This window comes from Herminiimonas sp., from assembly GCF_030655415.1.
This window is the reverse complement of sequence record NZ_JAURVN010000015.1, coordinates 407436-420311: the sequence shown is the minus strand read 5'-3', so window position 1 is coordinate 420311 and position 12876 is coordinate 407436. Positions and strand designations below refer to the sequence as shown.

At 49.4% G+C, this 12876-nt stretch carries 11 protein-coding genes; 4 read left to right on the top strand and 7 right to left on the bottom strand.

The genetic code is table 11. The features are described 5' to 3' along the window. Positions 1 to 16 precede the first annotated feature (16 nt). From Q7T66_RS13325 to Q7T66_RS13340, 4 genes are all read left to right on the top strand, one after another. Complete coding sequence (locus tag Q7T66_RS13325) at positions 17 to 1159, top strand: PilW family protein (protein WP_304933817.1); 1143 nt, start codon at positions 17 to 19, stop codon at positions 1157 to 1159. Continuing rightward, positions 1153 to 1761 (top strand): hypothetical protein, encoded by a 609-nt coding sequence (locus Q7T66_RS13330; protein WP_304933818.1) that lies wholly within the window; start codon positions 1153 to 1155, stop codon positions 1759 to 1761. Before Q7T66_RS13325 ends, Q7T66_RS13330 begins: the two co-directional genes overlap by 7 nt. Beyond that, entirely contained in the window at positions 1761 to 6521 is a 4761-nt protein-coding gene (locus Q7T66_RS13335) for a pilus assembly protein (RefSeq protein ID WP_304933819.1), read from the top strand. The genes Q7T66_RS13330 and Q7T66_RS13335 overlap by 1 nt, the downstream gene beginning before the upstream one ends. 79 nt (positions 6522 to 6600) lie before the next feature. Beyond that, positions 6601 to 7266, top strand: a complete 666-nt coding sequence (locus Q7T66_RS13340) for an energy transducer TonB (RefSeq protein ID WP_304933820.1) — start codon at positions 6601 to 6603, stop codon at positions 7264 to 7266. 121 nt (positions 7267 to 7387) lie between these two features. Here the strand turns inward: Q7T66_RS13340 and hpf are convergent, their stop codons facing one another. From hpf to Q7T66_RS13375, 7 genes are all read right to left on the bottom strand, one after another. Then, complete coding sequence (hpf, locus tag Q7T66_RS13345) at positions 7388 to 7741, bottom strand: ribosome hibernation-promoting factor, HPF/YfiA family (protein WP_304933821.1); 354 nt, start codon at positions 7739 to 7741, stop codon at positions 7388 to 7390. Between the two features lie 95 nt (positions 7742 to 7836). Next, positions 7837 to 9309: an RNA polymerase factor sigma-54 gene (locus Q7T66_RS13350; protein ID WP_304933822.1), complete on the bottom strand. Its 1473-nt coding sequence runs from the start codon at positions 9307 to 9309 to the stop codon at positions 7837 to 7839. Between the two features lie 22 nt (positions 9310 to 9331). Next, positions 9332 to 10072, bottom strand: coding sequence for an LPS export ABC transporter ATP-binding protein (lptB, locus tag Q7T66_RS13355; protein ID WP_304933823.1), 741 nt, complete (start codon positions 10070 to 10072; stop codon positions 9332 to 9334). 1 nt (position 10073) lies between these two features. After that, the gene (gene lptA / locus Q7T66_RS13360) at positions 10074 to 10631 is read right to left on the bottom strand and encodes a lipopolysaccharide transport periplasmic protein LptA (RefSeq protein WP_304933824.1); all 558 of its coding nucleotides are present in this window, start codon (positions 10629 to 10631) and stop codon (positions 10074 to 10076) included. A 46-nt stretch (positions 10632 to 10677) separates the two neighbouring features. Beyond that, on the bottom strand, positions 10678 to 11277 hold the full coding sequence (gene lptC, locus Q7T66_RS13365; RefSeq protein WP_304933825.1) for an LPS export ABC transporter periplasmic protein LptC: 600 nt from the start codon (positions 11275 to 11277) through the stop codon (positions 10678 to 10680). Further along, positions 11274 to 11834, bottom strand: coding sequence for an HAD family hydrolase (locus tag Q7T66_RS13370; protein WP_304933826.1), 561 nt, complete (start codon positions 11832 to 11834; stop codon positions 11274 to 11276). Before Q7T66_RS13370 ends, lptC begins: the two co-directional genes overlap by 4 nt. Further along, entirely contained in the window at positions 11834 to 12862 is a 1029-nt protein-coding gene (locus Q7T66_RS13375) for an SIS domain-containing protein (RefSeq protein WP_304933827.1), read from the bottom strand. The genes Q7T66_RS13370 and Q7T66_RS13375 overlap by 1 nt, the downstream gene beginning before the upstream one ends. Positions 12863 to 12876 lie beyond the last annotated feature (14 nt).

Here is a 12876-nt window from a genome sequence, read left to right as displayed (position 1 = left end):
GATTAAATTGTTGAAGATGTCGAAATTTTCTATGCGCCGTACTGCTGGTTTCAGTTTGGTGGAAATCATGGTTGGCGTCGCTATCGGCATGTTGGCTGTCATCGTTATCTTGCAAGTGTTTGCACTTTCGGAAGGGCGCAAACGTACTACTACGAGTGGCGGTGATGCGCAAAGTAATGGCGCTTTGATGATTTATCAGTTACAGCGCGACATAGGACAGGCGGGTTATGGTTTTGTTGCGCCAAGTATGTTCAACTGCAACGTGACTTGGTCTGTAGCGTCGGGAGCGACCATAGCAACGGCTGTGCCTTTGGCGCCTGTAACGATTAATCCAGCTACTACAATTATTCCGGCAGGTGACCCGAATACTGATCGCTTGTTAATTCTGTTCGGGAATGGAAATGGGCAGCCTCAAGGCAATACCATTACTGCGCAAGCTTCTGCCGTCTATACGGTTCAAATGCCAAGTTCATTCACAGCTGGTGTAGTCGGCGTTGGGGACAAGGTAATCGCTGGACCTACTCCTCCAGCTACGTGTGGCACCTTGATTGTAGATCGTATCACTGCTGTCGCTACAAATACAGTAACCGCAGCAACTGGGGCGGTGGGAACGATACTTTATAACCTCGGACCATCTCCCACGGTGCGTGCCTATGCTGTTCGCGGCGGGAGTCTTACCGTATGCGATTACATGCTCAACGATTGCGGTCTGGATGCTAATAAGGCAAATCCAGCGATATGGGTACCCCTCGCTAGCAATATTGTCAGCTTGAAAGCGCAGTACGCTCGCGATACTACCGCGACGATGGATGCAGTTCCTGATGTGTTTGATCAAATTACGCCAGGCAGTGCCGCAGATGCAAGTGGCATACCGGCCACTTGCGGTTGGTCAAGAACCTCTGCAGTAAGAATAGCTGTGGTGGCACGTAGCAATCAATTTGAAAAAGGGCTTGTTACGACAACCTCGTTGAATGTGAATAATCTGGTAAATGCCCCTACTTGGGATGGTAACGCGGGTGCTCCCATTGTTGCTGCCACGGGAACCTTGGGTCCAGATGCCGCCCTAGATGAGCCTTGGAAGCACTATCGTTATAAAGTTTCACAGACCGTAGTCCCGATTCGAAACGTTACGTGGATGGGAGTGCCGACAGGATGTTAATCAAAGCTTTCTCTCCAATGCGGCGCTCAAGGCAGTCGGGTGTAGTTCTGATCATTGCTCTTATTGTGTTGGTAGCGATGACGCTCGCCGGCATTGCATTAATGCGCTCGGTGGATACGAATAATTTGATTGCGGGAAATTTAGCTTTCCAACAGGCTGCAACCCGATCTGGTGACGCGGGTGTTGAAGCCGCAATTGCATTTTTAGCTGGAGCAAGTGCAGCAACTTTGGAGGCGGACAGTTCGGGGAACGGGTACGCCGCAAATGGCAGTGCCGCGTCACATAGCCCGGCTGCAGGACAGTCGTGGGATGCTTATTGGGCTGCAACCTTAGCTGCCAGAAAATTTGATTTGAACAACGGCGCCGCAGACGAGGCTGGTAACAAGATTTCTTACGTAATTGACCGTATGTGCAATAACGCCGGTGGCAAGACATCGGGCGGTTCGTGTATTGCATCGCCGGTGGTGACTGCGGCTACAGGGAATAATGAAAATCAAGAAATTCAGCTTAATGCCCCATCGGTTGTTTATTACAGAATTACTGTCCGTATCGTCGGACCACGAAATACCGTCAGCTATGTTCAAGCAATGGCCTCAATGTAATGGGTGAGGCAGCAATAACCCAACCATATTGGCAATTGCGCACGCCGCAAAATATGCTTCAAATTCAGGAGATCGAAATGCCCCATAATCAATCGCTCAAAAAAATCGGCGCTGTGCTGATGGTGTGGGCTGTTATCGGCTCTGCAGCGGCGGCAACTGACATCTCTACAACACCGTTGAATACATATTCTGCACCGTCGTCCACGGACGTGAAGCCTAATGTCTTTTTCATCCTTGATGATTCTGGCAGTATGGACTGGGATTTCATGCCGGATTGGGCCTGTGCTGGCGTTTCAACCCGTAATTCTTCTTGCTCTAGTACTGGTCAGGATCCAGCTTCTGCTCGTGCTGAATATTTATTCCGCAATGCCGCTTATAACGGTATGTATTACAACCCTGCAGTTAAATATGTGCCACCAATTTCGGTTGGGGCTACTGGAGTAATTAACACGACTACTTATCCAAGTCAGACTGGAGTATCGGCGACCACAGGTGGGGACAATACCGCCACGACTTCTGCACGAAATTGGAAAGCTGTTAAAGATGACGCTTACGGTATTCAAAGCACGACTACGTCAGACTTACTCACAAATACTGCAACGCCGCCATATTTTTATACGATGGTGCCAGGAGAATATTGCACAGCGCCGAATTTAAAAACATGTGTTGCAGCTACAGCGCCTACTACGACTTATCCTTATCCCGCGACAGTGCGTTGGTGCACTAATAATGCTTTAAGCACTTGCAGGGCAACTTTTGGTACGGGCTATGACTGGGTGCGGGCACCCTCGCCACCGGTTGCAACAATTACTGTTTCCGGCTCAACAAATACTGTTGTGAGTAATATCACCGTAGGTGGCTCTGAAATTCTGTCTGCTTCGACGGTCAGTAGTAATAATGCCAATACTGTTGCACAGCGAATTGTGGATAACATCAACGCTTGTACTCTTACTAAGGTGAGTACTAATTGCCAAGTGATTGGTTACAGTGCATCTAGGTCTGGTGCTGTCGTCACAATTGTTGCGCCTAGTGCAACCACATCTTTGCCGGCGGTGACCAAAACTGGTATGACCGTGACTGCTGCAGCGTTTGCTGTGGCAAGTACCACTATCCGGGGTGAAAATAGACGCACAGTACTTACTCCGGAGATTACTAGTTATCCTTATCCAGGTAGCAGTAGTAAAGCCGCTACTCGTACTGACTGCGTTGGCACTACCTGTACGTACAATGAAGAAATGACGAACTATGCGAACTGGTGGACGTATTACCGGACGCGTATGCAGATGATGAAAACATCTGCCAGTAATGCATTTTCAACGATTGATTCAGCAGCAGATATAAGCAGTGGAGTTTCGCGGTTTCGTTTGGGTTATATGAGTATTAATAATAATACCAATAGCGATTATCTTAATCTAGCTGAATTTACCGGCGCCCAAAAATACGATTGGTACACCAAATTAATTAGTGCGCAGCCGAGTAACGGTACCGGATTACGTTCCGCTCTGTCGCAGGCTGGTCGCTTGTACGCGGGAAAACTGAATGGAACAACTTTCCAAGGTAGTACGGTTGTTGATCCTATGCAGTATTCGTGTCAACAAAACTATACAATTTTATCTACAGATGGGTTTTGGAATGGTGGCGCAGGCTTCAAACTAGATGACAGTGTTCCTGTGGGTAATCAAGACGTAGGGTTATCTAGGCCTTACTATGACGGAGGTGCCGCGCAACTTCAAATCACAACCAGCACTTTACAGCAACGCACAGGCCCGCTTCAGAGACGGTCGGGGGGCGGTTGGACTACCGTTGCGACTTGTAACGCGAATACGAACACCTGCAGATATAACTGGACTGCTTGGACAAATGTGTCTAGTTGTACTTTGAATCTCAGTCCAAATGCTGGCAATATGACTATCAGCAATGCAACAGATTGCCAGTATAGTACGAGTACTTCGGATGCATCTTCCTGCACTCCTATCAGGGAATCAGCTCCTCCTAATTACACGGTGGCAACTGCTAGGGCATGTTCATATCGATCTACTGATGGCGGCGCGTCGGATACGCTCGCTGACGTAGCGTCCTATTACTACAATACCGATTTGCGCGACTCAACAGCAACGGGTGACGATGTAACTGGAACGTGCGTTGGACCTACTATTTCCCCAGCAACGACTCCAAATAACCTGTGCACTAATAATGTCCCATCAAACGGTCGGGACGTTGCAACTGCGCAGCATATGACGACATTCACGCTGGGTTTAGGGGCTCAAGGGCAGATGGTTTATGCGCCTACTGATACTCAAGATTATTGGAATGACACAAGCGGTGATTTTTTCGATGTGCTGAAGGGAAATGCTACAAGTTCCAGCGCTGGTGTTTGCTCTTGGCAAAGCAGTGGCGCGTGTAATTGGCCTGCGCCTGTTGCGAATGCTAATACCACTATTGATGATTTGTGGCATACCGCGATTAATGGGCATGGGACTTACTTTAGTGCTGCGGATCCATCATCTCTATCGAGTAGCTTGATTAAAGCGTTGGCAACAATCTCTAATACCCCGCGTCCTGGTACGGCCGCGGCGGCCGCGAGCAGCAATCCAAACGTAAGTGCCAGCGACAATTACGTGTTCAGCTCTTCTTACAAGTCGGTGGAATGGTACGGGGAGCTTATTCGTCAGCAGATTACTGCTACGGGGTCGTTGACTGCCCAGAATTGGTCATCTATGAAGTTACTCGATTGTGCGACAACAGAATGGGCAGCAGGAAAATTATATGTCGTCGGCAGTGTGTTTAGACAAAGTGGCAGCTGTTACTCGGTCAATTCTGAATATGTTTCACCTGCAACATTCAATGCAGGTGGTTTGGATGTGAGCAACACAGCAGTGATAAATGTCGATGAGGCCGCAACGACATTAGTACCGGCCACACCACTTGCTGCAAGAACTATCTATACGAAAGGCGCGAGCGGGTTGATTTCGTTTGAGTGGGCGAGTTTATCAAATACTCAGAAAAGCTATTTCACTGCCCCGTATGTTACTTATGTAGCTAGTCCAAGATCGGGTTTATCGCAGTTTTGCTCTCCTGCTGGGGGGACATGTTTGAGTACTGCACTGCAAAGCAACAACACTATTGCAACTGGTGGTGCAGCAGGGGAGGCATTGGTTAATTTTCTGCGTGGGGATCGCAGTAATGAGGCAGGTGGTGCGACAGGATATTTCCGACAACGTACTCACGTTTTAGGTGACATCGTGTCGTCCGAGGCGCGCTATGTACAAACGCCTTTATATAACTACCGAGACGCTAATTACAGCCAGTTCAAGATAAACAAGTCTTCACGTGCGGGTGCAGTGTATGTGGGTGCTAATGACGGTATGTTGCATGCCTTTAACGCGATTACGGGGCAAGAGTTATGGGCATATGTTCCAGGAATGGTCTTGCCGGATTTGTATAAGTTAGCTGATAAAAACTATTCGACTCAACATCAATATTCTGTCGATAACTCGCCTGAGACTGGTGATATTTGCCCCAACGCAAACTTGACTACTCCAACCACTTGTACGGCTGGGCAGTGGAAAACCATTTTGGTTGGTGGGTTGAATCGGGGTGGAAAAGGTTATTACGCACTTGATATAACTACTCCAGGGTCGCCGACATTATTGTGGGAATTTACCGATGCCAATCTTGGTTACAGCTATGGCAATCCAACCATTACTAAACTTAGAGATGGTAGATGGGTGGTCCTTATCAGTTCCGGTTATAACAATACTGATGGAACTGTTGCGGCAGATGTGGGAAAAGGTCGATTGTATGTGCTTGACGCAAATACAGGCGACATTATAAGAGACATCAGTACCGGAGTTGGTAGTGCAACAACGCCTAGCGGCTTGACTCGTATTAGTGCACACGTGCTCGAGTCATCGACAGATAACACAGCGAGGGCTGCATACGGTGGTGATACGCTGGGAAATCTGTGGCGGTTTGACATTAATGGAGATATTGGCGCAACCGGTTACGACGCACAATTATTGGTGAGTTTGGTAGACGCGGCAGGGAATGCGCAGCCGATTACGACTAGGCCTGTGCAGGCCACTATTAGCGGAAAACCTGTAATTTTTGTCGGGACCGGACGCTACTTAGGTACTACAGATGTTGCTAATGCTGACACGCAATCGTTTTATGCAATCAAAGACAATTTGAACTCAACCACCTTAGGGAATCCACGTACTACGAGTAATAATTTCGTCGCTCAAACATTTACCAACACGACTTGCCCTGCTAATACTGCCACTTCAGTTTGTATACCTCAACAGGTAGTGCGTACCAGTAGTAGCAACAGTGTGGATTGGAACACCAAAAATGGTTGGTACGTTGATTTTCTGACTGGCGGTGAACGTTCTAGCACTGATCCCGCACTTGCTTTGGGGACTATTTTGTTTACGACGATTACGCCGCAAGCATCGACCGTGAGTGCCTGTGGCGCAACGACGGGCACGGCCGCCAGTTTTGTTTATGCGCTGAATTACCTGACCGGTGGGGCAGTCGAAGGATCAAATGGTGTGAGTGGTATTAGTTTGGGTTCGGGTCTTGTTACACGCCCAGTGATGATATTGCAGGCTGATGGGACAGTACGAGCATTAATTAGAACATCAACGGGGGCATCAAGTGGTAGCGATTTAGGTGGAACTATTGTTATAACTCCCCCAGTAAATCCGCCTTCGGCCAGTGGTACTCGTCGAGTTTCTTGGCGAGTCTTGAACGCCCAATAGAGAAAGAGGATTACGGGATCATTTGATCATCCCGTAATCAAGTCTGTCGTTACTTAGATGATCGCTGTATAAAAGTCTTTTGCAAAATCGTTCCTCTCGAATTTTCTGCTTGCTTATTTCCACTGCGGCGCATTTATGTATGGTTTTTGTGTTTGGCAGCGGACGTATTGATGTTGCTCATGCAAAGCATCAGCAAGGATCTGTATTGATAATTGCGGAGCTTGTTAAGCCGGTCGTTCCTGGTGCAGTTAACTCGTCCAAACTCAATGGCCACCACAAAGGAAAAGTAGAGGTAGTTGCAGATCATTTATCTCTATCGCAAACTAAATTCCTGACAGGCTCTAAAAAGCCAGAAAAAGATACTCTTGATCTAGAGACTCAAAGAATACACGCCCCCAAAGAAGAGGATATATTGTTTCCAATAGTGCGGGCTTTAGAGCCTTACTATTTTCCTGCGAATGAGTTAAGTGAGATGCCGCAAGTTAAGCTAGATCTTTCTCCTAGCTTGGCTTTTTCATTGCACAGTGCATCTGCGCAATTAGCTGTATTGAGGTTGTTGATAAATGAGGAGGGGCAGATTGATGAAATCTTCATTGATGATTCTCCGTTGTCGGAAAGCGATCAGCGATTGGTTATGGAAACGTTTTCAAAATCAAAATTTCAGCCAGGAAAAATTGATGGGATGCCTGTAAAGAGTCAACTGAAAATTGAGGTGAGATTAGATGATGGGTTTGACAACCAATAGTTGATGCGATTAGCCTCTTGAAAAGGTATCAACGCGATTATTTTTCTGAGTGAACAATAAAAAAGGGCGCAATTGCGCCCTTCATTTTTAACGACCGATTTCTCGATCAGGTTATTGCACCCTAAGGCGCGACAGCGTCCGATTCATCCGGTAATCGTTTGATTGCCTCATGTTGATGATCTTGCTGTTTGGTTTTGTATTTGATGACTTGTCGATCGAGTTTGTCGACCAAGGCGTCAATCGCCGCATACAAATTGTCGGCTATGCTTTCCGCATGCAGATCCTTGCCTCTCACGCGCAAGTTGATTTCTGCTTTCTGGCGTTTTTCTTTTTCGGGAAGATTGTCTACAGTCAGGATGACTGCAATATCGATAACGTGATCGAAATGTCGTTTGATACGCTCCAGTTTTCCTTGTACATATTCGCGGATTGCTGGGGTTAATTCGAGGTGATGTCCACTGATTGTGAGATTCATACAGTGCTCCTATGATAATTCACTGGAGGTTCATGCGCCTTGTTACCTGGCCACAAGAACACAGCAAGGTATAACAAAAACTACTAAGGACAGTTCTACAACGATTTACGCAAATTGACTGGTGGGATTTTCAAGGCTTCACGGTATTTTGCAACTGTGCGCCGCGCCACAACCATGCCTTGTTCCGCCAGCATTTCTGCGATTTTGCTATCAGAGAATGGGATCTTCGGGTTTTCAGCTCCTATCAGTTGTTTGATCAGCGCCCGTATCGCGGTGGAGGATGCTTCGCCACCTGTTTCCGTTGCGACATGGCTGCCGAAAAAATATTTCAATTCGAACATTCCATGCGGTGTGAGCATGTACTTTTGCGTTGTTACACGAGAAATAGTGCTCTCGTGTAGACCTAGTGTATCAGCTATTTCGCGCAACACAAGTGGGCGCATCGCGACAGCGCCATGCGAGAAAAAGTTTCGTTGCCGCTCTACAATCGCCTGCGATACACGCAGGATAGTATCGAAGCGTTGACGCATATTCTTGATCAACCATTTTGCTTCTTGCAGCTGCGAGCCGAGCGATCCGTCGCCTTTGCTTTGCTTCAAAATGTTCGCGTACATGCTGTTGACGCGCAGGCGCGGCATGACGTCATGATTAAGCATGACTTGCCAACCGCTGCGTGTACGTTTGACGATGACGTCTGGCACTACATAATCAGATGAGCCGCTGGCGAAGATCGCACCCGGATGCGGATTGCATTGCTTGATGATGACTTGTGCTTCGCGCAAATCTTCGTCATCGCAATCCAGCGCTTTACGTAATTTGTTGAAGTCGCGTTGCGCAAACAGCGTGAGATGATTTTCTACAATTGCGAGTGCCATGCGACGTGTGACCATGGCTACTTTTGGCATGCGCTTGATTTGCAGTGCCAAACACTCAGACGCGTTGCGTGCACCTACGCCAGGTGGATCAAAACTCTGCAGAAGGTTAAGTGCAATCTGCAATTCTTCTAACTCGATTTCCAACTCTTCTGGCAAGCGAGAATGAATTTCTTCTAGCTCTTCTTCCAGATAACCGTTGTCGTTTAATGCATCGATAATTAATTCGAGCAAAGCGCGATCGCGTCGCTCGCGAACGGTAACGCGCATCTGTTCCAGCAGATGTTCACGCAAGGTTGTTTCGTGCGCTTCGAGCTGCGGGCGCGCGTCGTCATCTTCGGGTGCTTTCGATGTGCGCGCTACGTCGTCGAAACTCCATTCGGCGTCGCCGTTGGATGACTCGGGTGCGTCGGATGGCGCATCAAAGCTGGTGTCGCTCTCAGGTACTTGCGCATTCGCTTCTACGCTCGCGCCTTCTGGAGTGGTGCCAGTGGAACCGATCGCGCCATCGGCTAATAAGCGTATCGCGTGATCGAGAGGATCGTCAGTGCGTTCCAGCAGCGGATTATCTGCCAGAATTTGTTCGAGTTCTTGGTGCAGTTCTAGCGTGGATAATTGCAGCAAGCGGATTGATTGCTGTAATTGTGGCGTGAGTGCCAGGTGTTGCGAAACGCGTAGCTGCAGGGATTGCTTCATAGAGTGTTATCTTCTTCCGCCGTTACATGCGGAAGTGTTCGCCGAGGTAAACCCGGCGGACTGATTCATTTGCAATGATTTCATCCGGGCTACCACTGGCCAAGACGGCGCCTTGATTGATGATGTAGGCGCGGTCGCAGATACCCAGAGTTTCGCGCACATTGTGATCGGTGATGAGTACGCCGATGCCGCGTTCTTTCAGGAAGCGCACGATGCGCTGAATTTCAATCACGGCGATTGGATCAACGCCAGCGAACGGTTCATCAAGCAAAACGAAACGTGGGTTGGTCGCGAGTGCGCGCGCAATCTCGACGCGTCTACGTTCGCCGCCTGATAAAGACAGCGCCTGATTTTCTCGCAGCTTTTCGATTTGCAAATCAGCCAGCAAAGTATCGAGACGCTGTTCGATTTGCGGTTTACTTAAAGACTTGCCATTGACGCGTTGTAGTTCAAGCACGGCACGGATATTGTCTTCGACACTTAGCTTGCGGAAGACGGACGCTTCTTGCGGCAGATACGACAAACCAAGTTGTGCGCGTGCGTGTATGGGCTGGCGCGAAATGTTGACGCCATCCAGTTCGATACTGCCGGCATCAGAAGGTACCAAGCCAACGATCATGTAAAACGAAGTGGTTTTTCCAGCCCCATTTGGGCCCAGCAATCCAATCACTTCGCCGCTTTCAACCTGCAGTGCGACGTCGCGCACAACCTGCCGCGCGCCATAGCTTTTCTGCAGACCACTGACGATTAACTTGCTCGACATTTTATGGCGCCTTTGGGGTAGTGGCGGCGCGCGGCTGAATCACTGCCTTGATGCGTCCCGCGCCTGGTTTGCTATCGCCGCCGGCGGTGTTGTGTACGGTGAAAAATTCAGCGCGCGTGTCATAGGAAATGAACTCGCCATTCACTTCATCCGTCGGCTTGCCATTTTCCAAACGGCGCATGCGTGCTTTGGAAAACAGTTTCATGATTTCATTTTTGTCGTCGTATTCGATGCGTTCGGCTTGACCATCTATCCATTGATCTGGACCGCCGTCACGTTTTTGACGGAAACTTGCGAGCGAGCCGGGCGCGGCATACATGACGACGAATTGATAGCCGGAAGGATCTTGCGTAACGACCATCTTGTTGGACTTCATCAAAATCGAACCGCGCGTCAGCACAACATTGCCGATGAAAGTGTTGATCTGCTTGACGTCGTCGTACTGCATTTGATCAGCTTCGACATTGGTCGGTTTGGTCGCATCGGCTTTCTCGGCGTGCGCGAAAGAAAGCGTACCTAAACCAGCGACAAGCAGCATTGCAGAAAGTAATCGTTTCATGACATTTTTCTAAAATAATCCATCGATTAAAAGCCGGATCACGAAATCAATTGGTGACGGCAGGCGCCTGATATTGGCCTTTTACATTGCTCGACAAACGGAACTCGCCAGTTGCATTGTTGGCGAACATGCCCGAGCCATTCAGTGTTGATTTTCCAAGATGCAGTTCAACCGGCTTCGGTGTTTTCATCACATCATCGTCCGGCAGCAGCAGCAAATACGAGGTCTTCAATTGAAAATGCTGTGACGTTGCCGATGCCGGTCTGTCTATATGCACGTTGTCGTACATGTGAACTTCGCTATTGTTATTGGTCACCGTAGCACGCAATGATCGACTCACCATCGGTGGGCGATCTGGGCTGTAACTATGCATGACCGGATTTTGTATTTGATACGAATCGTCTTGCGGGTAATGCTTCATCTCGGTGCCGGTCAGGTTGTAACGCGCCTCACCGCTTTTTGCCATGCGGACGAAATTGAATTTTTCCACATAAAAATCGGGCTCGGTACGCACGCGATCTGGCATCGAATCTTCAGTTTTTTTCTGCATCACTTCGACCAGCCAAAAGCTGCCCAGCGCGAGCGCTGCGCTCAATACGATCAGCACAATCAGGCGCACGCTGGTAGCAGGGCGTATCGCTTTCATGAAAGGTACGGCGCGATAGCCGTCTCGTAGTTGCCTTGCGCACGCAGGATGAAGTCGCACAACTCACGCGCCGCACCACGACCACCGCTGGCTTGCGTCACATAATGCACGCGCGAGCGGACTTCTTGGTGGCCGTTAGGTACGCTGGCAGCAAAGCCGACGCGCGACAAAATCGGCAAGTCGATGACATCGTCGCCGATGAAGCCGCATGCGTCTGCTGCAGTCTTCGTTTGCGCGAGCAATTGTTCGAATGCGCTGCGCTTGTCATGTATGCCTTGGAATACATGTTGAATCCCGAGATCGGTAGCACGACGCAGCACGATAGGCGATTGGCGTGCGCTGATGATTGCCGTCGCGACGCCGGATTGCTGCAGCAATTTAATGCCGTGGCCGTCGAGTACGTTAAAGGTTTTGATTACTTCGCCATCTGCGCCGAAGTGCAGACTGCCATCGGTCAAAATACCATCGACGTCAAAAATCATCAGGCGCACATTTGCTGCGCGCTCTGTCGCCACTGATAATGAAGAGCCTGCGGCGGAATCTGTAGATGAACTCATCAGATTACTTTCGCGCGAGTCAGATCATGAATATGCAACGCGCCAACCAGCTTGCCATCGGCATTGGTCACCAGCAGTTGATTGATACGGAATTCTTCCATCATGTCGACCGCATCCACCGCGAGTTGCTCCGGTTGCACGCTACGTGGATTTGCGTGCATCACATCGGCAATCGACAGCGTCGAAAAATCTTGTTTGTTTTCAATCAGCCTGCGCAAGTCGCCGTCGGTGAACACGCCTATGGCTTTGCCATCTGCGTCGATCACAGCGGTCATCGCCATGCCTTTTTTACTGATTTCCAGCAATGCAGCATAGAGAGTGGCATCTGCAGCAACAGCTGGGACTGCATCGCCGGTACGCATCACGTCGCGCACATGCGTCAGCAAGCGACGACCAAGTGCGCCACCTGGATGTGAGCGGGCGAAATCTTCTTCACCAAAACCGCGCGCATCCAGCAGTGCCATCGCAAGTGCATCGCCGAGCGCCAAGGTGGCGGTGGTGCTGGAGGTCGGTGCCAAATTTAATGGACAAGCTTCTTTGTCGACTTTGACGTTCAACTGCACATCAGCAAACTGCGCCAGACTTGATGCATCATTGCCGGTTATCGCAATCAGTGTCGCTCCCATGCGTTTGATGATCGGTACGATGGCCAGCAATTCGCCGGCTTCACCTGAGTATGAAATTGCGATCAGCGCATCGCTGGCGGTGATCATTCCCAGATCGCCATGCGATGCTTCAGCCGCGTGCACGAAAAATGCAGGCGTGCCGGTCGAGGCGAGGGTGGAGGCAATCTTGCGGGCGATATGACCAGACTTGCCGATACCGGAAACGACCACGCGGCCGTTGCAATTTAATAATAGGGAAACTGCTTTGACGAATTGCGCGCCGGTTTCTTCGCTGATTCGTTTCTTTAATGCAAGAATCGCATCGGCTTCGATTTGCAGGGTTGCGCTGGCAAATTGCAGCGCGCGCGTTGCGCTGTTCGCATCAAAAGTTGCGGGCACGGTTTTGGCATGGGGTACACTCATGCCGAAAGTATAAA

What these genes read in the sequence shown, in the direction of transcription:
- Q7T66_RS13325 (WP_304933817.1), top strand. Translation starts at nt 17, where the DNA reads ATGTCGAAATTTTCTATGCGCCGTACTGCTGGTTTCAGTTTGGTGGAA.
- Q7T66_RS13330 (WP_304933818.1), top strand. Translation starts at nt 1,153, where the DNA reads ATGTTAATCAAAGCTTTCTCTCCAATGCGGCGCTCAAGGCAGTCGGGT.
- Q7T66_RS13335 (WP_304933819.1), top strand. Translation starts at nt 1,761, where the DNA reads ATGGGTGAGGCAGCAATAACCCAACCATATTGGCAATTGCGCACGCCG.
- hpf (WP_304933821.1), bottom strand. Translation starts at nt 7,741, where the DNA reads ATGAATCTCACAATCAGTGGACATCACCTCGAATTAACCCCAGCAATC.
- Q7T66_RS13350 (WP_304933822.1), bottom strand. Translation starts at nt 9,309, where the DNA reads ATGAAGCAATCCCTGCAGCTACGCGTTTCGCAACACCTGGCACTCACG.
- lptB (WP_304933823.1), bottom strand. Translation starts at nt 10,072, where the DNA reads ATGTCGAGCAAGTTAATCGTCAGTGGTCTGCAGAAAAGCTATGGCGCG.
- lptA (WP_304933824.1), bottom strand. Translation starts at nt 10,631, where the DNA reads ATGAAACGATTACTTTCTGCAATGCTGCTTGTCGCTGGTTTAGGTACG.
- lptC (WP_304933825.1), bottom strand. Translation starts at nt 11,277, where the DNA reads ATGAAAGCGATACGCCCTGCTACCAGCGTGCGCCTGATTGTGCTGATC.
- Q7T66_RS13370 (WP_304933826.1), bottom strand. Translation starts at nt 11,834, where the DNA reads ATGAGTTCATCTACAGATTCCGCCGCAGGCTCTTCATTATCAGTGGCG.
- Q7T66_RS13375 (WP_304933827.1), bottom strand. Translation starts at nt 12,862, where the DNA reads ATGAGTGTACCCCATGCCAAAACCGTGCCCGCAACTTTTGATGCGAAC.